Source organism: Pseudoalteromonas sp. S327 (assembly GCF_005886415.1).
Classification (GTDB): Bacteria; Pseudomonadota; Gammaproteobacteria; order Enterobacterales; family Alteromonadaceae; genus Pseudoalteromonas; species Pseudoalteromonas atlantica.
Genome location: NZ_PNDP01000038.1, coordinates 1 through 19,980, shown reverse-complemented (window position 1 = coordinate 19,980; position 19,980 = coordinate 1). Strand labels below are relative to the sequence as shown.

Below are 19,980 nucleotides of genomic sequence, written 5' to 3'. Positions count from 1 at the left end.
TGCAATCCACGGCTATAACTGAGCAAGAATAGAAGTTCTTTATGTAATGAAAAATAAAGATGCGCTGTCGCTCCTCTGGCAAGCATCGGCCTAAATAAACTCTACCTCGAAGTAAACCCGATTAGCTTTCGTATAACAGATAGGCAAATTACCACTTAAAATCACTTACTGTAATAGATGTTTGTAAGCGATTTCTCGTTGTTTAAGAAATTTACCTAATAAAAAACATAATTATTTTTAGAGTGTAATTAAGTTAATAAATCTCAATTTAAGTGCCATATTTTATTATAAATCAATAAGTTCTCAACGCGCCGTGAATTCTCGATTTAAGTGGCACTGATCAGTTTTGATCGGCGCCATATAACTTGAGAATCTCAGCCAAGTAATAAGATTTCAAAACAATAACTTAGCTTGTATTCTTTATGGGTACTGCGCCTCTTAAATTGAGAATTATTTATAGCTAAAAACTGCCCCAACACAAATTCTCATCCAGCCAAAAAGTTCTCATTCTGCCTTGCATATTCTCATTCTGCCACTGAAGAACTCTGACTTGATATTAATGAGCACATAATTAAGTAGATTCTGTATTCGGTAAATTAGTGGCGAACACTATACGCTAATATTTACTTAGTAAAAGTGTAGTAAATCGATTAGAAAATGGATTTTTAGGATAAAGAGAAATGAAGCCATTTAAGTGAAAGTTAAAATGCAGATATGCGAAGCTTCATTTGTAATGTTGAGTTAATTCAAATTTGGTTTGATTTAGGTTTAGTTATGGATGAAATTACTAAACTTTTATTAAAAAAGGGAAAGTTAAACTTATTGATATTCAGTCGATTAGTTTTAGTGAACTGCCGGTATTGTTATTAATAAAGCATAGGCCGAGAACATGTCTCGGCCTAAAAATTAAAGTTGAAATTACAAAGTACTAAATGTCGAGTGATAGCTGTTTGTTTTGCGTTTTCGCCAACTTCAAAGTATCACAATTAAGTATACGTTTTGAATTATTGCCATGAATGTAAACGGGCCTGAGCTTACCGGTATTAATCAACCTCATTAGTTCTACCTTTGGTATACCGGTGACTTCAGCTACGTTTGCAACGGACATCGTTTTATCTCTTATAAGTTGAGTATGTAATTTACAAAAGGTATCGAATGCTTCAGGCAAAACGTGTATGGAATGCATTAAGTCTAATGAAGGTTTGTATGTTATTGATAATTCTTTATTTTTAGCAGCTATCAGTACATCAGTTATACAGATATTATGAAGAGCCATAAAGCGACGTAGCTCAGAAAGGGGGACGTAATCTTTATTGTGGCTGAACTCGGCTAAAAAGGTATAAACACCTGATATTTCAACGCGAGTATCTGTTCTTAAGGCCTTTTTTGAATCAGTTCTTATCAATCCAACTTCGACTAAAAGAGCGATTTGTTTAAACGTTACCCCAATTATAGAGGAGGCTGTTTGAGCTTCAAACCAAAGCTGAGTTATGGGAGCTTTTGAACGAATATACTCGCTATTATACATTTCATATAGTGTGGATAATGACCCCCATTCACATAGCAAATTCTGAACAATAATTTCAATTTTGTGAAACTCAATGTTCAACGGTAGATCTGTTGGTACACGTTTAGCCCTTTCACTTAAGAATACTCTAGCACTATCTGGGTTATTAAGAATATCAGCCGCTCTATTTAATAATGTGGAGGTAATCTCCTTTGGTGGGAAACTCGTTCGTGTATTACTATCGTCAACTATCACTTTAGCTATGAGGTATGCATCGTGGACTTGTTCAGGTGATTTTAATTGATTATTCAATGGCATATGCGTTAAGCGTAAGCCGCACAAAGGTGATGTGCAGCGGCCATTTAGAAGATTAATGGTAAATTGCAGCGGTGAATTGCAATGAGGGCATTCGGATAACAGGGCACACTCATGAATAATACAGTGTCGTAAAAATGGATTTTGCCACTGGGCCCTAAAATACCCATATTGGTTAACACAATCTGGACAAACTTGTGGCGTTAGCAATCTCGCATGTGTCCAGCACTTTATCTTTAATGATGATAAAGTGCGAGTTATAGGAATAAGGTGATCAAGGAGTCCGTTCTTTGTTGATCTACCTTTGATGATACTGGTTAGCATAGCCTTATTGAGTACGCGAGATTCTGATTGTATGCCATTTCTTTTAAGTAAACGAAGTACATAACCAATACCTGACTCCGCTTCATAGTAAGAGGGTTTTATTGGGAAACGCATTAGCATAACCCCGAATAGAACTGACTTCTAAGGTTTTTATCTTGCTCATTTAGATATGCATCTAATTGTTTTTTGTTAAAAGTTCATAATCAAATGGATTGACAGCCCCAATTGCATATTTCTCAAAGTTTTCAAATAAGGCTTCTATAAGCTGATCATAGTTTTTTGCATTTCGTGTGTTATTACGTAAAAATAAATCGCGCATTGTACTCATGGTGTGCTCACTGTACGCAAGGTAAATACGATCAAGTAGCTCACTGTGCTCATCCTTTGTTAAATTTGGCAACCCAACTTGTTGAATGAACCAATTACAACAGGCAATCCAGTTTTTCGTTTTAGGAAGGATTGGCTTAATTTCAATGGGGCGCATTTGTCGACGAGACATCTGCTCGTCATCGTCAAATTTACCGGCGGTTCTACCAAATGTAATAAGGCGCTTAGCACTGCTTGTACCGGCGAAAATAATCGAACAACGGATCTTGTTGCTATCGATCAGATAGCAAAAATATTTAATAATTCGTTGAAACTCTATCCCATCATAACTTGAGGCAATATTCTGAATTTCATCAAGAATGATTAGCTCCACTTCTAGGCCTTTGAGAAGTGAGATAAGTTGGGCATCCAATTCAGCTGCAGTAGTGCGAGAATTTTGTGTTGTTCCGTCTAGCTCTGAAATTAAAAATCGAGTTATCTCTGCAGTACTTTTTTTAAACTCCTTAAAAGCGACATAAAAGATTGGTTTTGTCGTTTTTTCTGGCTTAGTAACAGGTAAAAACTGAGCGTGATACTGCTTTAATATATACGTCTTGCCAGCACCCGAGGCACCATAAATAAGTTGAGCTCGTTTATCCTCTGAAGGTACGTGATACATATTGTGGATTTCCGCTATCCTTTGCCATATCTTCATTTGTATGTCACATGCGAAAATTGTACTGGGCATAGTTACCATTGTTTTTCATTTCCTTCATCATCATTATAACGGGTAGAGGCCATTTCTCTGGTTTTGCTCACTATCGTATCTGCGTAGGTATCTTGTTCACCTGAGTGCGATATCTGTGATTTAAGTTCATTCACTTTATGAGATTTTTTTATTCGCTCTACAATGGATAAGTTCTCTTTCGTATTTTTATTGAAAGACGCTACCTTCGGGCCTCTGTGCTGTTTGCGTTTGGGCTTTTGCTTTACGAATTCAGTTATTTCACCGACATAGTGACCAGTAGGAGTATGGGAGAAAGTTTCTGTATATATTCCGAGTTGGGTCAGAGTTTGATTGCCATTTAGTTCAGCAAAGCTGACTGGTAGTTTAGTATCATGATGGTCAATATTATCAGCCACTATTTCCACAGGATTGTTCTCGCCAGGCAGTGTTGCTTGAACTGTTACTTTTCTGGCATCTAGGTCGTCATGAAACACATAAACAGAGGGGTTTTCACCCAGCTCCATGTCTGTTTTAGTAGCCGCGTATAGTTGTTTTAGCTCATCACTGTAATAATCTTGACCTAAACATCTGATAGTTCCACGTTGCTGTAATTTATGTGAGGCCTGGGCTCTGGACACGTGGAAGCAATGTTGTAGCTGATCATATGTGAATGAAGGCATAGGCGTATCAATAATGGACTGATTCCATTTTTTGATAGGCGTATGGCCAGCCTGTTTATGGTGTTTGTGCATGTATTCTGTCAAAAATATATTCAGTAGCTTTGTAAAATCAGATACCTTTATATCCGCACGTTTAGCTAATGGAATTGTGTCGAGTGAGTTCGGGTTAGTACGTTTTCCTGAATAACTTTGAAATCCAATACTCGTCTCACCACTTTGCGTTTCAATCTTCATACCTGAAAAAAAGTGATCTCTTAATACGTTAAAAAATGACTCAATGAATGGCTTCTTAGCAGGTTGATTTGATGGTGTATAATGAATATTTAACTCAAGTCGCTCCGCAGCCTTTTTTATCAAACGATTATTAAACCCTGGGCCATTATCCATAATCAATGTAGTCGGTTTGCGTCCATTCATTGTAAGATTACTATCCGCCATAAATATTTGACGTAAAAGGTTAAGCCCACCGGCAGAGTTTTCAGGTTCAAAGCTAAGCACCACAGAGATAGGTGCGCGTGTGTATACGTCTATTGCTACATACAAAGAAATAGGCGGTGTCGGAAGACCTGTTTTGTCGTCAATTAAACACATATTTAGCACAACACGGTCGCATTCAACGCGCTGCATTGCGTAATAGGTTTTTATTCGTTTACGTAGCGTTGTTAGTCGCTTATTGATTTCCGCTTGTGAAAGGCCTTTAAAATTAGCAAGTTTTTCGGCATCAGTAAGCTCTTGTAACCGGCGGTAAAAGGTGCGTTGTGATGCGATTTGAATCTCATTATTTTTCAAGCTAGCTTCTTGCGCTTCTCGTTTATAGTTACTGTAATATGCGCCTTTGAAAGCAGAGTTATTACACGAATAGACGGTAGCGATGTAGTGCTGTATGAAAGCCTCAGTGGCCGCATTTAGCCGTATAGGCCTATTACGCTTCACTCCCGCAAGCGCCTCATCATTAAAATCTGATTGAACCCATACGCGCCAATGGCGACATACCGTTTTCCATTGCGGGTGTTTTGTGGCAATAGTTGCAGGATGTTGGCTCTCGACTCGTTTGATGAGCTCATCATATGTCTTCTTGGTTGTAGCAGGGTATCCTTCACTAACCAGTTCTTTCAAGATAGATTGATACATCAATCGTGATGTAACCGTTAACTTTTGATATTCTGTTAGTTCAATATGTGGATGCTGTGCGTTTCTTAATATAAAGCCTTGATCATCAATTGATTTCTCAAAGTCGTCTCGAGGTAATAGGCGCTTCTTAGTCTCTATACCATCACCGGAAAGGAGTATTGATGTACTGTCAACAAACGCAATAGATTCAACGTTACCGTACTTATTAGTCAAGTCAGTACCCGTAGCATATCCGATCATTTGAGGTGACCTCGCATCAATGTAGTAGAGGCGTTTAACGGCTTCTCCATATCGAATTTATATACATTTGATGCAATTAGTCCATAAGCCTCTGCCACTGGGTTTTTAGCTATACCCTCCAAGCATTCGATGAGTTCACCAAAGGTTAAATCTCCATCAGGCAGCATTGTTAATGGGAATGAATGCTCCGAGTAATACATTGTTATCAGATTAAGGTTCGCCATAAAGATAGTATTGAGCTTATCGACGATGATTAACCGTAAACCTATTTGTGCTTTTTTTCGGGTGTACTCATTAAAAAGATGAATTTTCGAGTGATACTCTTTATCAACCTGAGACTCATGATGAACTTCAATATATTCAGCGAAGCCAGAATGATATAGCACTAAGAAGTCGGGTGTATAGCGGTAAACTTTTTTGTCTATAGTCACTTCTATTTGCTCTGGTTGGGTGGCAAACAGCTTCACATTAGGGTCACATTCCAGTTTAAAAGCCAGGATCAGCTCCTGAAATGACTCGGGATTAAGTGCGCACTGATTTTTATGGGAGTAAAATCGTATAACAAATCGACCTCTGTGAACGTTAGCGTTCGTCTTTGTAACGGTCATAATTTTACCTCCCAAAAAATAAATGTCTTTACACTATAGATAATGGGTGATAAATTAAAAGGTTTATCTTTAGAATAGTTGTTCTTGGTAAGCATTTTTACATTATTCCTTTCGTCATAATTAGGCTTATCAATCCTTGGAGCCACTGAAAATTTTGTTTTATTTTCAAGGGTTAATCTCACTTTAAAATTCAAAAGTTAAGTTCAATGTTTTTTCTACGAGCAAATTATTTATTCTCAAAAAAAATTTATCTTTAAAGTACTGTAAAGGTTTCTCGAGTTGTTTTTACCTTATCCAAACCGATTTTATGTTTGTGTTTAACATGACGTTGTTATGTTCAAGTAAAACACCCAAAGCGTAATTAATATTCCGCGCTACCCCCAAAAGCTTAAATTTAAAATTTCACACCTGGACCCAGCAAAGTTGATGCTTTTCAAAAGGCAGTCACTATGATTGCAGATATTGCAGAAATAGAGAAGGTTAAACTGGTCAGACCACTAGGTTATATTCTTCTAACTTCTTCGATTTGGGTCTTAAAATCCAATAAATCTCCACTACAATTAATATTAACTGAGTGTGAATATGTGCTTTTTTTTTATTTTTTGTGTTTTTTTAAGAAAAAAGAGGGGGTGTTCTCTTTTATTAAGTTAAGGTTAATGGAGGCTTAAATTTTTTTGTAAACAAGATGGAGTGACATATGAAACACAAGCCAGAAGGGTGGGTTGTTTTAACGTTTCAAACTATTGATAGCAAACCCTGCTATGTGTTGTTTTGTTCGTGGAAAAATGATGATGAATGGAGAGTAAGCTCAGGTTCAATGGTTCTACCCCACTTATCAGCCTGTGGGAATTATTGGATTTGGCCTCAAATATCAGGCTCTGTTTATGAGCTTCCCGTTGATGAAGAAAATGGCTATACCTTTTACACCGGCGCTGTATTAGATGAATTATTAGTAAAAGGGTATCGCGATGGCACTCAGCTAAAACGCATTGCACTTAAAGATATTATGGAAGATAAATAAGGCGATTAACGCCTTGTAATCTATCTATTATATTTTACTTTTGGGGGTCGTGAGCTCTACATAAGGGAAGATATTTAGGGGCTTTGGTAGGCAAAGATGAGAATCTGTATTATGTAAATGTTGCTAGTTCTACATTAAAAGCTAATAAATGAATACATTAAAAGCTAATAAATGAATACAGTAAAAGCTAATAAATGAATAGAGTACAGGTATAACTAACGCGCACTCCCATAGTAATCCAGCCTAATAAAATTTGGCTAATATCCAATGAGGTTCTGCTTGCGTTACCGAAGGAGTTGATATTCTGGCCTCATTAATCTTTAATAAGCACAAATATTACTTCACAAAGGATTACTTATGGGAAAGGAACTCGATATTTATAAATTGCACAAACCAGATAGAACATACGATATAATTGACCTAGATATCGTATCGATGGCAGACCAAATTGCCGAAGAAAATAACCTCAGTTATAAAGAAGCAGTAATATTAGCCAAGATTGGCTTTCCTAGCGGCAAAACTAAAATAGCGGATATAGTCAAAAACGGATTTAGCTGCAAGGTTGAAAAAGAAGCTTTAAAGCAAGCCTACGACGTAAACTTATTTTCGAATTACCTTGTTTTGAACCAAAAAGCGTATATTGCCCTAGGGAACTATCTGCAAGTTTACGGGGAGTTTATACCGCTTAGGTGTGATAAAGAGCTAATTTTATTTAATCCTCTCTTTTTCGAAGAAGAAGACGAATCTCTTACTGAAAAGGCTTACCTGAATGGTATTGAGGATGGCCTCAAATCCTTATCATTTAAATCAGACAAAAACCTTGTCTTTAAATCATGCATGCAAGGTGGGACAGCACTTTATTGCAATGCCGCGTTTAAATCTCTGATTAAAGAAAATAGCTTAAGCGGACTTTCTTTTAATAGTGATTTAGTTAGCATTTTTGCTTAACAAGATAAGCGCGGAATGAATTCATTTAATAAGACCTAACCAAAACTGTCAGATTTGAACAAATAGAGTCAACCAAATCGAACAGACGCATTTTTGCCATGAGCTGCCTTTCCGATTTAACTCATTTCTGCCCCAAAGTGAGTTTAGTCGAGCGTCGTAAAGAAGCAATAAGCGGGCGCTAACTGCCAAATGTTTCAGTGTCGGCTAACCATATCAATGCAGTTCATAGGTATTATTGTTAATTTTCTGTAAGTACAGTTGAAGAAGAGCGGAGGCTTTGATTAATTTGTAGGCGATATTGTTGGGGTTACCTTAGTTCGGCTCAACGTACACGGGCTTGATCTGGCCTTTAAAAGGTAAAAAAATGAAAGATAAAATACCTTTTAAGTTAACCTCAAAAAAGCTAATATTTGTTCACATAACCTATTGATTTAAAAAATTTTCGACTTCTAGGGATTATTAATGTACGTTCAAAAGATAAATGGAATTATTCCTTTTACTGAAAAATCAATTGATATCACGCTCAATAAAAGTGATTTAATTATTACAGGTAAAAATGGCAGTGGTAAAACTCAGTTACTTGATACCATTTTCACTGTTTTAAGTAAGGCTAAAAATTATAAAAATAATTATCTAGCATATTTAAAAAATCAAGAAATTCAGAAAGCTTCTTTAGAAAAAAGTATAGAAAATATTAAAGTCAACTTCGAAAACAATAAAGGTGGTATGCAGCAACACATTGAAAATACTATGCGTACGCTAGAAAGTTTGAATTCTCAATTGGAATCAAATCCAAGCAACAAGGCCAATATTCTGAGAAGTATTGATCAACAAGAAAAAAACCTAGAGATTTTTCAAAGAAATATTGATCCTAAAAACCTGCAAGCTCAAATTGAGCAACAGCAGAATCAGTTTAAAAATCAAGAAGAGCAGCAAAGGCGGCAGTTCGAACAATTTTTGTCAGTTAAGCAAAAAAATTCAAAAGGAAATGTTGTTAAAAGCATAGATATTAGTTATGAGGTTGATGAACTCAATTTAGAAGATAATTTAGAACTAATTTTATTCTTTGCTGCAAATAGAGTTTCATCTTTCCAAGCAGTACAAAATATTGGCTCTTTGGAGCAAGAAAGAAACCAAATAAAAGCACAGTCAAAGCAAGGTAAAAACCCTAATGCTGGTTCTTTTATAGAAAGATTTTTAGCTAATTGGGAGGTCAAAAGTGCTTTAAGAGAAAAGAAAAATGATCACTCTGTAACAGAAGAGTTGAAAGAATGGAAAGCTCAATTTGTAAAATCCTTAAGAGTACTCTTAGATGATGATTCTACTGATATTGAATTTGATGATGATACTCTTAACTATGAAATAAAACAGGAAGGTAAAGAACCTTTTTCATTTAGGGATTTATCATCAGGCTATTCTGCAATACTCAAGGTTTTTGTTGAGTTATTGATGCAAACCGAAGTCTCTGATTATTCGCCTCACTCTATAGCTGGTTATGTGATTATCGATGAAATAGATGTTCACTTACATGTATCTCTTCAAAGGAAGGTTTTACCTTTTCTTTCATCTCTATTTCCAAATGTGCAATTTATAGTGTCCACTCATTCTCCTTTTGTCCTGATGTCAGGTGACAATGCTGTTATTTTTGATATGGAAAAAAATGCACAAATGGATGAAGATCTATCATTTTACTCATATTCCGCTGTTTTAGAGGGGGTTTTGGGGATTAAGCCAACATCACTACTATTGGAAAATATGATTTCTGAGCTTTCTGAAATTACAAATTCTGAAAGGATAGACCGTTCTAGATTAGAACAGTTAATTAATAAAATAGAACCTTTATCAGATAAGTTAAATAATAGAGAAAAATCGTTCTATTTACAGGCGGTTAATGTTTTAGCAGACATGGATGAAGATTAGTGTTCAACGTGGAAAGGGTGGCTCCTGCACCAGCAAGCCTCAATAGAAACCAGTATAACGCACAAGATGTAATAGACATTTTAGAACCTATGTTTCACGGAAAGTGTTACTTGTGTGAGCAAGATGAACTTGCGGATCCCGAAATAGAACATTTTGATCCCCACATGGGAGATCTGGCAAAAAAATATGACTGGGATAATCTTTATTACTCTTGTGGTCGTTGTAACAGTATAAAAGGAACGAGACACACCGACCTTCTTGATTGTTGCGATGTAAATCTTGATGTTCTTAGGGGGATTAAGTGCCTATTACCTAGTTGCCCTGACGCTGATATTGAAGTTACAGCCCAAATTAATAGTCCTCAGGCTGATAACACAGTAGAGTTGTTGAATAGGTGTTACAACGAAAAAAATACACCATTGAGAGGTATAACAAGAGTTGTACTTATGGATAAGTTGTTTGAACTACATGTTGAATTTCAAGAATATAGATTAACGTTGAAAAAGAAAAAATACACGCCTGCTGAAAAAGCATTGGCTAAAGATAGGCTATCACAAATGATAAAGTCACATTATCCATTTTCTGTTTTTTGGAGGTGGCATGTGCTATCCGATACGTTCTTAAGTCAACAGCTGGATGATGTAATTGATTTTTAGTCTCCTGCGTAGGTAGGTTCGAACGAATTTAATCCTAATAATGCGATTTAACATTTCAAAATGTTGGCTGCGCCTCTGGCTTACCCAACCTTGTACCTACCAAAGAGCGAAAATCTGAGTCGCTTAAACGTCTGCTTATTACCAGCCAGCAGACGTTTAATATTTTTGAGCGAATTTCCGCGCAATTGGTACAGGGCCGCGGTCTCTAAAACGTTTCTGTCCAAAAACGAGTTTACCCGACCCTCCGCTTTTCGCTCAAATAAGACCCCGAAAAATGGCTCATATAGCTATCTAGGCCAACGCTTTCAAAAACAGAAGTATATTTCCGATAACTACCTTTGAATTCCTATAAACGGAAGTTTGCTTCCGAAATATAGCAATATTGGGTTAGAAACCGGAAGTTTACTTCCGTTTTGTACTTTAAGTTTATAAACCGGTGTTTAATGAAAGCTGGGAAGTCTAGAGGTACAAGCAAACATTGGGTTATTAAATTTAATAATTAGCTTTTAGCTAAATTTAGAAAAACTTTAAAGCTGGTAGTTTGATTATTTGAACTGACCTCTATATTTCCACCGTTTGCTTGCGCTAGAGCTTTAACTATTGCAAGCCCTAAACCAGCTCCATCGCTGTGTCGTTGGCGCGATTTATCGGGTCGATAAAAGCGGTCAAATAAATAAGGTAAATGCTCAGAAGGTATTCTCTCCCCAGTATTAATCACTGAAATACATATTTTATCAGCGGTAAATATTTCACTATTTACTGTGATTGATGAGCCTTTTGGGGCATACCTTATTGCATTGGATAGGAGGTTTGATAATAATTGGCGAAAGTGTAATTTGTCACAATAAAAACAAAGGTTTTGACCTTTTTTCTTAAATGTAATCAATGAGTCTTCAGCCAAAGCATCAAAGTACTCAAATAATGCTTCAATTTCATCATGGCTTTTTAGAGTATTTTGAACGGGTTTAACCAGTCCATTCTGAGTTTTTGCAAGCCAAAGCATATCACTAACCATCTTAGTTAGTCGTTCCAGCTCTTCTAGATTAGAAAACAATAATTCTTGATACTCTAACAACTGTCTTTTTTTAGATAAACCAACCTGTGTTTGAGTGATTATATTTGTTAGTGGAGTACGTAACTCATGCGCAATATCACTAGAGAAATTTGATAAACGAATAAATTCACCTTGGAGCCTGTCGAGCATCGAGTTAAACGACTGCACCATATTAACAAGCTCAATAGGCACTTTATTTTCATCAAGCCTTACATCCATCTTATTAGTTTGGATGTCATGCATTTTCTGACTCAAACCTCGTAAAGGGTTCAATCCTTGATGTATAGCAAACCAAGCCACCAATAAAATGAGTACCGCAGAGCCAAACATAATAGCCCAAAGGCTTTGTTGAAATTGATTGAGAAAGTGTAAATGAAAGCTCATGTCTATCGCTGTAGTAATTTTGTATTGCTGTTGCCCAGTACTTAAATTACTCACCAGAGCTCGGTAGGTGTGGGTATCATTTTGCCATGAGGTAATGTTGTTACGGTTAAAGCCAGCTGAAGCATTAGCACTCATTACAAAATCACTAAAATCTCGTTCAGAACTTTGAAAAATGAGCTCTCCTTTTGCGGTATTTACCTGATAGTAAACACCGTGATGACCCGCTACAGCGTTAGATAATTCATTTTTAAGTTTCAGGTTTGATTTATACTGTTGTCTTAAAACTAATTCAATAGATTGATTAATAACATGCAGTTCACTACTATCTTGCTGGAAAAAATGATGTTTTATCGAACTATTTATTAAGGTGGCAACTAAAGTTAAGCACGCAATAACGGTTACAGCCACAAACAACACAACACGCATCGTAAGTGATAAAGGCCGTGACTTAATAGTCATCAGTTTCAACCTCTAATTTATAGCCCATACCACGAACCGTATGAATTAATTTAACAGTAAAGTCATCATCAACTTTTGCTCTTAGCCTACGAATGGCAACATCAATCACATTGGTGTCGCTATCAAAATTCATATCCCATACTTGAGAAGCAATTAACGAACGTGGCAGTACTTCACCTTCGCGCCGTAACAATAGTTCAAGTAAGCTAAACTCTTTATTACTCAATAAAATACGCTTGCCTGCACGTTGTATTTTTCGCTTTGGAATATCCATTTCTAAATCAGCAACTATCAGTATATCGTCAACTGTTTGTACTACACCACGGCGAATAAGAGTGCGTACTCTTGCTAAAACTTCAGCAAAAGCAAAAGGCTTTATTAAATAGTCATCAGCACCAAGTTCGAGCCCCTTTACTCTATCGTCTATACTATCGCGAGCAGATAAAAATAGTACTGGGGTTTTGTTATCTGCTTCACGTAGCGACTGTAAAATTTTCCAACCGGATACGTCAGGTAACATGACATCAAGTATTATTACATCAAATAAGTCGGTCATTGCTAGGTGATGACCGTCAAGTCCATTGCGCGCCAAAGAAACCTGAAAACCAGCTTCACTTAGTCCCTGTTTTAAATAATCTCCTGTCTTTGATTCATCTTCAACAACTAATAAGCGCATACAATTCCTTCATTAAAGTCCTAACAACTACCTCTGCAAATATTATGCAGTATCTGTCACTACAGCAACATGACACCAACATTACAACTTTGTAATGTTCGCGTCATGTTTAAGACAGGTCTATTTTCTATACTCAATACATATTCTGGTATGAAGGAGTAAGGAAATGGGGTTTAAAAAGTCATCACAACAGGTTAGCACACCACGAAGACGATTTGTTCAAGGCTTAATTGCAGGAGGTGTACTTGCTGCTTTTCCGAGTGTATTACATGCTGCATCATCTTTAGTAGCAGGAACAATAACAGGCACTGTGCCCGAACTTAGCGGCAAAGTAATTGATCTGGTTATAGATGAATCGCCGGTTAACTTTACTGGCGTAGTACGTATGGCGACAACTATCAATGGCTCTATACCCGCCCCTACCTTGCGCCTCAAAGAAGGCGATGACGTTACTATTAGAGTAACAAATAAGTTATCAGTACCGAGTTCAATTCATTGGCATGGCATTATTTTACCGTATCAAATGGATGGCGTACCTGGTATCAGTTTTAAAGGCATTATGCCTGGCGAAACCTTTGTTTATAAATTTAAATTACAACAAAGCGGTACATATTGGTATCACTCACATAGTGGCTTTCAAGAAATGACTGGCATGTACGGTGCATTAATTATTGAACCGCGAGAAAAAGATATTATTAGTGCAGATAACGAGCATGTTATTCAATTATCTGATTGGACTGATGATGACCCAATGGCGCTGTTCCGCAAATTAAAAATACAGAGTGATGTATTTAACTTCAATCAGCCCACTGTTCCAGAATTTTTTGATGACGTTTCAAATAGCGGTGTTTCGAATGCTTTGCAACGCCGCAAAATGTGGAATCAAATGAGAATGAATCCTACAGATTTAGCTGACTTATCTGCATCAGCAATGACCTTTTTAATGAACGGTAGTACGCCAATGTCAAATTGGCGAGGAATGTTTAAAGTTGGAGAAAAAGTAAGACTTAGGTTTATTAATGGCTCAAGCAATACTTTTTTTGACGTTCGTATTCCAGAACTAAAACTAACAGTTGTACAAGCTGATGGGCAAAACGTTGAACCAGTGACAGTTGATGAATTTAGATTCGGCCCTGGTGAGACCTACGACGTAATTGTTGAGCCTAAAAATGATGCCTATACGATTTTTGCTCAAAGTATGGATCGCTCTGGTTACGCAAAAGGAACTTTATCAAGCTCGCCTAATATTGATGCGCCAGTACCTGCACTTGACCCTGTTGAATGGTTAACGATGACCGATATGATGGGCAATATGACCCACGGCAGTGAGCATTCTGCAATGGCAGGTATGGCTGGCATGTCAGGTATGAACTCTAAAGAAATGGATCATAGCGCTATGGATCACGGTGCAATGGCGATGGATCATAGCAAACATGGTATGTCTGAAAACCCATTGGCAGTTGCCAGCCCTAAAGTGCGTCATGCAAAAACGGAGTATGGAGCTTCAGTTGATATGCGCGTTGATATGCCGAGAACAAATCTTGATGATCCTGGTATTGGTTTACGTAAAAATGGTCGTCGTGTTTTAACACTTGCAGATTTACACTCACTTGAAGGGATCACTAACCAGCAAGAGCCAGAAGCTGAAATTGAGCTGCATTTAACCGGAAATATGGAACGTTATAGCTGGTCATTTGATGGCTTAGAATTTGGTAAAAGCACGCCAGTGCATATGAAGCATAACCAACGTTTAAGAGTTATTTTACAAAACGATACCATGATGACGCACCCTATGCATTTGCATGGTATGTGGAGTGATTTAGAAAACGAGCAAGGTGATGTGCAAGTGCGACGTCATACGATACCTGTTCAACCCGCACAAAGAATCAGCTTTTTAACCACCCCTCACGATGTAGGTCGCTGGGCTTGGCATTGCCATTTATTATTCCATATGGATGCCGGCATGTTTAGAGAGGTAGTCGTATCATGAAACAATTAAAACTATCTAAATCATTAGGTTTATTAATGTTAACAGGGGCTTCATTAATTAGTTTCCCTTTATTAGCGCAAAGTGAAATGGCACAAATGAATAGCGCTAAGATGCAACCACAAGGAGGAAGTGCACCTAAAGATGCAAGAGACCCCCATGCTTACTCTGCGGGAACAACTTTAACAGAAGGCCCATATGCGCTTGAGGGCAATGAGCGATTAACACTCGCTGATGAGCATCCATTTTACGCATTACTAGGCGATCGTCTTGAATATAACGAGCAAGCAAACGCAGGTGTATTTGACTTACAAGCATGGTACGGCACTACCTTTGATCGATTGGTAATTAAAACCGAGGGTGATTTCAGCGAAGGAAGTATTGAAGAAAACCAAACCGATATTTTATGGGGTCACGCCGTATCAGCATATTGGGATACTCAAGCAGGTGTTCGTCTTGATTACAATAAAGAAGGTGAAAATCGGCAATGGTTAGCTTTTGGCTTACAAGGTTTAGCCCCTTATTGGTTTGAACTTGATATGACAGCATACGTAGGTGAGCGAGGCAATACCGCATTTACGTTAGAGGCAGAGTACGAACTATTACTCACGCAAAAGCTAATTATACAACCGCGAGCCGAAATTACACTTTATGGCAAAAACGATAAACAAAACGAACTTGGAAGTGGCCTATCAAGCAGCGCGATTGGCTTTAGGGTTCGTTATGAATTTACACGCCAGTTTGCGCCCTATATTGGCGTTGAATGGAGCAATAAATTTGGCAATACAGCCGACTATGCCACATCAAGTGGACAAAGTAGCAACAACACCGCATTTGTTGCGGGTATTAAATTTTGGTTTTAATCATTTTAAATAAGAGGTAATTATGAAGTTTTTTAATTCTGCAGTAGCCATTTTAGGTTTAGTGCTTACATTTTCCGCATCAGCGCATATATCACTCAAGCAATCAACACCTGCGCAAGAAGCCATGTTAATGAAAAGCCCAGAGCAACTTTCGTTAACTTTTGGTGGTGAAGTAAGGCTAGCAAAAGTCATCATCAAAGATGAAAAAAATAAATCAATAAACTTTGATTTCAAACCCAGCGCCACCCCAAGCACAGACTTTAATTGGTCATTACCGAGCCTAGCCCAAGGCACTTACACGGTTAAATGGACAGCACTGGGTGGTGATGGACATAAAATGACCGACACGTTTAGATTTATGGTACACAAAAGTGAATCGCATAAGATGATGCAAGAACAATCTAATACCCACAGCAAACATAATCATTAAGTAGCAACATAATGCAATTAAGTGAATGGTCAGTACTCTTACTATTATTAAAACTAGCAAGCTATATAGCAATTGCAGGGCTTGCGGGCACTTTATTAATGCGCTTTATGTGTGGCAACAGCAATGTTGCAGGGCATCACTTAACTAGCTTTTATCAGTTCTTAAAACGTTGGCAAATTACGTGTGTAGTTACAGGTAGTATTGCTGCACTTTTACAAGTACCAATAGAAGCTGGAGCAATGGCTGAATCAGGCTTTATGGGAATGTTTGACCCCTTTATGCTTGAAATTATTTGGCAATCAGTCATAGGTGACCAAGCAACGTTTAGAATACCAGCGCTTATTATTGCTCTAATTAGCGCATGTATGTGGAATGTGGAATCAGATGATAACGTAGCAGGTTATAAAAACGGTGCCGTTATACTCATCATGCTTGGGTTTATCGCTTATAGCTTCACTTTTACTGGGCACAGTGCAAACGAAAATGGGTTAGTGAAAAGTATTTTAACCTTTCACCTTATTGCCATAGCGAGCTGGTTAGGGTCATTGTGGCCGCTTTACAAAAGCTGCACTTTACTACCTACCAGTGAAGTAAAGCGGTTAATGCATTACTTTGGTCAACTCGCTATTGTTATTGTATTTGTACTACTTATTTCGGGCTTAACTCTGCTCCTGCGGTACCTAGAGTCATTTTCTGCATTGTTTACATCAGATTATGGGCAACTAATTTTATTAAAGCTGTTACTCGTCAGCGCGATGCTGTTCCTAGGTGCATGGCATAAGCTTTTTTTAGTCCCGCAAATCACTCAACAACACCATATAAGTATATTAAAACGCTCGATTACTGTTGAAATAGTAATTGCCCTGTTTGTACTTATTACAACAAGTGTATTTACCACACTTGTTGGTCCGCCTATTTAACGATTAATAAAAAGGGAAACGTATGTTAATTAAATCCTTTAATTTAAAAATTTTATTGCTACTAATTTTTAGCACTGTTAGTTCTTTTACTGTTAGTGCACATGACGATGAAAAATATTCAAAAAAAGGCAAGGCCTTTGTCAATGTTGATAGCGAGGCTGCAAAAACAGTCAGCCTATTTCATGCATCTCTAAAACAAGGCAATCGCGAAGCTGCACGTAAATTACTGGCCGACGATGTCATCATTTTTGAAGGCGGAAGTGTTGAGCGTTCTGCAGATGAATACGCGAAACATCATATGATAGCGGATATGAAATTCTTAAGTGCTGTTAATAGTGAACTACTAGAGCATCAAGTTTACACAAATGGAGACATAGCTTACTCAATTTCAAGAAGTAAAACTCAAGGAAAGTACAAAGGAAAAGATATTAAGTCTATGGGAATGGAATCAATCACATTAAAAAACACCGATACAGGTTGGAAAATCACTCATATTCATTGGTCAAATTAAGGAGTTAACAATGCGAGTAATCTACATTACCTCAGCGTTATTTTTATCATTAACTATGTCATTTTCGGCGATAAGTATCGAAAAACAACATAAAGCATTAATAACTTATGAGAATTCAGAAAAACCTAAAATTGAGCTTACCGTTTATAAAAGTAAAAATTGTGGATGTTGTAATAAGTGGATTGCTCATTTGAGCGAAAACAATATTCAAACAAAAGCAATTAACGTCAATGACATGGGGACGATTAAATCTCAGTATCAAATAAAACCAAATATGCGGTCATGCCATACAGCCGTTTCAGCCGATGGATTTGTATTTGAAGGTCATGTTCCCGCCAAACATATAAAACAGTTTTTAGCTGAACAACATCCTGAAAAGACGATAGGGCTCTCTGTTCCCTCTATGCCTGCTGGTACGCCAGGTATGGAAATAGGCGATCGCTTTTATAAATATAATATTGAAATGCTTACGCACGATTTACAGCAGAATACTTATAAGCATATTAGCAAATACGCTGAGCAGTTTTAACACTTATGGCACAACTCTTGATGTAATATTAAACATTGATTCAATGATTAAATATATAGTGGGTTTACGCCTAATAACCTGTAAGAATTACCCATTGGTATAAATGATATACAAAGTAAATGATAGAAAGGAGCCATCTAATGTCGCAGTATTTAAAGTTTTTCTTAATGATAGCCACATCAACATTAGTCATGTTTGTACTGATGTATTTGAATACTTATCAGCTAAGTCATGTTTTTTTTAGTGAAACTCGTACTTATATGGCGCTTTATATGGGAGCCACGATGGCAGTGATAATGCTACTTTTCATGCTCAATATGTATAAAGATAAAAAGAAAAATATAACAGTACTCATTGCTAGTGTTACCGTATTTGCGGGAAGTTTATTTTTAGTTCGATCACAAGCGACTGTTGATGATAGCTCATGGATGTCGGCGATGATCCCACATCATTCAATTGCAATACTCACCAGTGAAAGGGCAAAAATCAAAGATAAGCGAGTCCAAGAGCTTGCAACAAATATTATTGAGGCACAGCGTCGTGAGATTAAAGAAATGCAGTGGTTACTAAAGGATATAGAGAAAAATGGCCTAGCAGAAACTCAGGAGCAAGCACAATCTAGGACAGTACCGGATTTTAATGCTAAGTAAAATTTTATACCAATACATAAAAGGGAGCTAAACATGAGTAAATCAGCCCAACTTTTTAGAATGGCCACAGATGAGCATATTTGCCCGTTTGGTTTAAAATCAAAAGACCTACTAGAGCGAGAGGGATATACAGTTGATGATCAGCTATTAACTTCTCGAGAGCAAACAGATGAATTTAAAAAACAACACAGTGTAGAAACTACACCTCAAACATTTATTGATAATAAACGTATAGGTGGCTATGACGACTTACGCGATTACTTTGATAAGCCAAAAGCTGGGCAAGAAGGTACAACTTACACGCCCGTGATTGCGATTTTTTCGGTTAGTTTTTTGCTTAGTGTGGCATTTAGTTTTGCAGCGAATAATAGCTTATTATCAATGCAAACCGCTGAACTATTTGTAGCCCTAACAATGGCAGTGTTAGCAATACAAAAGCTTCAAGACTTATTTAGCTTTACTAATTCATTTATAACCTATGACTTAGTCGCTATGAAAGTAGTCAGGTACGCCTATGTTTACCCATTTTTAGAAGCATTTGTTGGCATTGGAATGATAGCCGGATTACCAGCCTATATTATTGCCCCTATTTCATTGTTCATAGGTGGGGTTGGTGCTGTTTCAGTGATAAAAGCAGTCTATATAGATAAACGAGAGTTAAAATGTGCGTGTGTAGGCGGTGACAGTAACGTACCACTAGGGTTTATCTCCCTAACAGAAAACCTGTTTATGATCGCTGCCGGTATTTGGATGTTTATTAAGTAAACAACAGCTTTAATTTAAAAACATAATGGTGTACTAGTGTGATTACCAAGGGATTATGTCGCTCTAATTACCGAGCGACTTTGTCGTAAATAGCATATCAGCTGTACTAGCTCATATCAGATCTTACAGTTTAAGTGAATAAGTTTAGACTTCATCAGGCAGACTGCTATGAGCGAGAAGCAGACGTCCATACAAACTCGTTTTTGGACAAAAATGAGTTAGAGCTGAAGGACGGCTCTGTGCCCAGACTGTGTGAAAACTAATTTTTAATAAATTGTCTTGGGTATGTTCTTAGTTTGAAACCATTTAAGATGGTTGCGATCGATTTTTTCTCAGTATCGCAATTTTCTCCGCGCGGGCGATGCTGCT

At 37.3% G+C, this 19,980-nt stretch carries 18 protein-coding genes; 12 read left to right on the top strand and 6 right to left on the bottom strand.

What is annotated here, in order from left to right:
- Positions 1–928: 928 nt before the first annotated feature.
- The 4 genes from CWB60_RS12875 to CWB60_RS12860 all read right to left on the bottom strand — a co-directional run bounded on the left by CWB60_RS12875 (position 929) and on the right by CWB60_RS12860 (position 5,838).
- Positions 929–2,260, bottom strand: coding sequence for a TniQ family protein (locus CWB60_RS12875; RefSeq protein WP_126009132.1), 1,332 nt, complete (start codon positions 2,258–2,260; stop codon positions 929–931).
- Between the two features lie 61 nt (positions 2,261–2,321).
- Positions 2,322–3,167 carry a TniB family NTP-binding protein gene (locus CWB60_RS12870; RefSeq protein WP_171037125.1) on the bottom strand — a complete coding sequence of 282 codons (846 nt, stop codon included), beginning with the start codon at positions 3,165–3,167 and terminating at the stop codon, positions 2,322–2,324.
- A 35-nt stretch (positions 3,168–3,202) separates the two neighbouring features.
- Positions 3,203–5,230, bottom strand: coding sequence for a TnsB C-terminal domain-containing protein (locus tag CWB60_RS12865; RefSeq protein ID WP_138579942.1), 2,028 nt, complete (start codon positions 5,228–5,230; stop codon positions 3,203–3,205).
- Positions 5,227–5,838, bottom strand: a complete 612-nt coding sequence (locus tag CWB60_RS12860) for a TnsA endonuclease N-terminal domain-containing protein (protein WP_024032698.1) — start codon at positions 5,836–5,838, stop codon at positions 5,227–5,229. Before CWB60_RS12860 ends, CWB60_RS12865 begins: the two co-directional genes overlap by 4 nt.
- A gap of 697 nt (positions 5,839–6,535) precedes the next feature.
- Here CWB60_RS12860 and CWB60_RS12855 point away from each other — a divergent pair.
- From CWB60_RS12855 to CWB60_RS12840, 4 genes are all read left to right on the top strand, one after another.
- Entirely contained in the window at positions 6,536–6,859 is a 324-nt protein-coding gene (locus CWB60_RS12855) for a hypothetical protein (RefSeq protein WP_138579943.1), read from the top strand.
- A gap of 357 nt (positions 6,860–7,216) precedes the next feature.
- On the top strand, positions 7,217–7,807 hold the full coding sequence (locus tag CWB60_RS12850) for a hypothetical protein (protein WP_138579944.1): 591 nt from the start codon (positions 7,217–7,219) through the stop codon (positions 7,805–7,807).
- A gap of 462 nt (positions 7,808–8,269) precedes the next feature.
- Positions 8,270–9,727: an AAA family ATPase gene (locus tag CWB60_RS12845; protein ID WP_138579945.1), complete on the top strand. Its 1,458-nt coding sequence runs from the start codon at positions 8,270–8,272 to the stop codon at positions 9,725–9,727.
- A 17-nt stretch (positions 9,728–9,744) separates the two neighbouring features.
- Positions 9,745–10,383 (top strand): HNH endonuclease family protein, encoded by a 639-nt coding sequence (locus CWB60_RS12840; RefSeq protein WP_138579946.1) that lies wholly within the window; start codon positions 9,745–9,747, stop codon positions 10,381–10,383.
- A 499-nt stretch (positions 10,384–10,882) separates the two neighbouring features.
- Here CWB60_RS12840 and CWB60_RS12835 read toward each other — a convergent pair whose 3' ends face one another.
- Together CWB60_RS12835 and CWB60_RS12830 are read right to left on the bottom strand one after the other, a co-directional pair.
- Complete coding sequence (locus tag CWB60_RS12835) at positions 10,883–12,280, bottom strand: heavy metal sensor histidine kinase (protein ID WP_029774587.1); 1,398 nt, start codon at positions 12,278–12,280, stop codon at positions 10,883–10,885.
- Entirely contained in the window at positions 12,270–12,956 is a 687-nt protein-coding gene (locus CWB60_RS12830) for a heavy metal response regulator transcription factor (protein ID WP_024032688.1), read from the bottom strand. The genes CWB60_RS12835 and CWB60_RS12830 overlap by 11 nt, the downstream gene beginning before the upstream one ends.
- Positions 12,957–13,122: 166 nt before the next feature.
- Between CWB60_RS12830 and CWB60_RS12825 the strand changes: the two genes are divergently transcribed.
- The 8 genes from CWB60_RS12825 to CWB60_RS12790 all read left to right on the top strand — a co-directional run bounded on the left by CWB60_RS12825 (position 13,123) and on the right by CWB60_RS12790 (position 19,611).
- Positions 13,123–14,946, top strand: a complete 1,824-nt coding sequence (locus CWB60_RS12825; RefSeq protein ID WP_029774586.1) for a copper resistance system multicopper oxidase — start codon at positions 13,123–13,125, stop codon at positions 14,944–14,946.
- Positions 14,943–15,806, top strand: coding sequence for a copper resistance protein B (locus CWB60_RS12820; protein ID WP_010554095.1), 864 nt, complete (start codon positions 14,943–14,945; stop codon positions 15,804–15,806). The genes CWB60_RS12825 and CWB60_RS12820 overlap by 4 nt, the downstream gene beginning before the upstream one ends.
- A 22-nt stretch (positions 15,807–15,828) precedes the next feature.
- Positions 15,829–16,236 carry a copper resistance CopC family protein gene (locus tag CWB60_RS12815; RefSeq protein WP_008109924.1) on the top strand — a complete coding sequence of 136 codons (408 nt, stop codon included), beginning with the start codon at positions 15,829–15,831 and terminating at the stop codon, positions 16,234–16,236.
- Positions 16,237–16,247: 11 nt separating this feature from the next.
- Positions 16,248–17,156 carry a CopD family protein gene (locus CWB60_RS12810; RefSeq protein WP_138579947.1) on the top strand — a complete coding sequence of 303 codons (909 nt, stop codon included), beginning with the start codon at positions 16,248–16,250 and terminating at the stop codon, positions 17,154–17,156.
- Between the two features lie 22 nt (positions 17,157–17,178).
- Positions 17,179–17,667, top strand: coding sequence for a YybH family protein (locus tag CWB60_RS12805; RefSeq protein WP_008109928.1), 489 nt, complete (start codon positions 17,179–17,181; stop codon positions 17,665–17,667).
- A 10-nt stretch (positions 17,668–17,677) separates the two neighbouring features.
- The gene (locus CWB60_RS12800) at positions 17,678–18,196 is read left to right on the top strand and encodes a DUF411 domain-containing protein (protein ID WP_126009121.1); all 519 of its coding nucleotides are present in this window, start codon (positions 17,678–17,680) and stop codon (positions 18,194–18,196) included.
- Between the two features lie 140 nt (positions 18,197–18,336).
- Positions 18,337–18,846 (top strand): DUF305 domain-containing protein, encoded by a 510-nt coding sequence (locus CWB60_RS12795; protein ID WP_064387011.1) that lies wholly within the window; start codon positions 18,337–18,339, stop codon positions 18,844–18,846.
- Positions 18,847–18,879: 33 nt separating this feature from the next.
- Entirely contained in the window at positions 18,880–19,611 is a 732-nt protein-coding gene (locus tag CWB60_RS12790; protein ID WP_055018909.1) for a MauE/DoxX family redox-associated membrane protein, read from the top strand.
- Positions 19,612–19,980: the final 369 nt, after the last annotated feature.

Coding starts and splice junctions, on each gene's coding strand:
- CWB60_RS12875 (WP_126009132.1), bottom strand. CDS start 2,260: ATGCGTTTCCCAATAAAACCCTCTTACTATGAAGCGGAGTCAGGTATT.
- CWB60_RS12870 (WP_171037125.1), bottom strand. CDS start 3,167: ATGAAGATATGGCAAAGGATAGCGGAAATCCACAATATGTATCACGTA.
- CWB60_RS12865 (WP_138579942.1), bottom strand. CDS start 5,230: ATGATCGGATATGCTACGGGTACTGACTTGACTAATAAGTACGGTAAC.
- CWB60_RS12860 (WP_024032698.1), bottom strand. CDS start 5,838: ATGACCGTTACAAAGACGAACGCTAACGTTCACAGAGGTCGATTTGTT.
- CWB60_RS12855 (WP_138579943.1), top strand. CDS start 6,536: ATGAAACACAAGCCAGAAGGGTGGGTTGTTTTAACGTTTCAAACTATT.
- CWB60_RS12850 (WP_138579944.1), top strand. CDS start 7,217: ATGGGAAAGGAACTCGATATTTATAAATTGCACAAACCAGATAGAACA.
- CWB60_RS12845 (WP_138579945.1), top strand. CDS start 8,270: ATGTACGTTCAAAAGATAAATGGAATTATTCCTTTTACTGAAAAATCA.
- CWB60_RS12835 (WP_029774587.1), bottom strand. CDS start 12,280: ATGACTATTAAGTCACGGCCTTTATCACTTACGATGCGTGTTGTGTTG.
- CWB60_RS12830 (WP_024032688.1), bottom strand. CDS start 12,956: ATGCGCTTATTAGTTGTTGAAGATGAATCAAAGACAGGAGATTATTTA.
- CWB60_RS12825 (WP_029774586.1), top strand. CDS start 13,123: ATGGGGTTTAAAAAGTCATCACAACAGGTTAGCACACCACGAAGACGA.
- CWB60_RS12820 (WP_010554095.1), top strand. CDS start 14,943: ATGAAACAATTAAAACTATCTAAATCATTAGGTTTATTAATGTTAACA.
- CWB60_RS12815 (WP_008109924.1), top strand. CDS start 15,829: ATGAAGTTTTTTAATTCTGCAGTAGCCATTTTAGGTTTAGTGCTTACA.
- CWB60_RS12810 (WP_138579947.1), top strand. CDS start 16,248: ATGCAATTAAGTGAATGGTCAGTACTCTTACTATTATTAAAACTAGCA.
- CWB60_RS12805 (WP_008109928.1), top strand. CDS start 17,179: ATGTTAATTAAATCCTTTAATTTAAAAATTTTATTGCTACTAATTTTT.
- CWB60_RS12800 (WP_126009121.1), top strand. CDS start 17,678: ATGCGAGTAATCTACATTACCTCAGCGTTATTTTTATCATTAACTATG.
- CWB60_RS12795 (WP_064387011.1), top strand. CDS start 18,337: ATGTCGCAGTATTTAAAGTTTTTCTTAATGATAGCCACATCAACATTA.
- CWB60_RS12790 (WP_055018909.1), top strand. CDS start 18,880: ATGAGTAAATCAGCCCAACTTTTTAGAATGGCCACAGATGAGCATATT.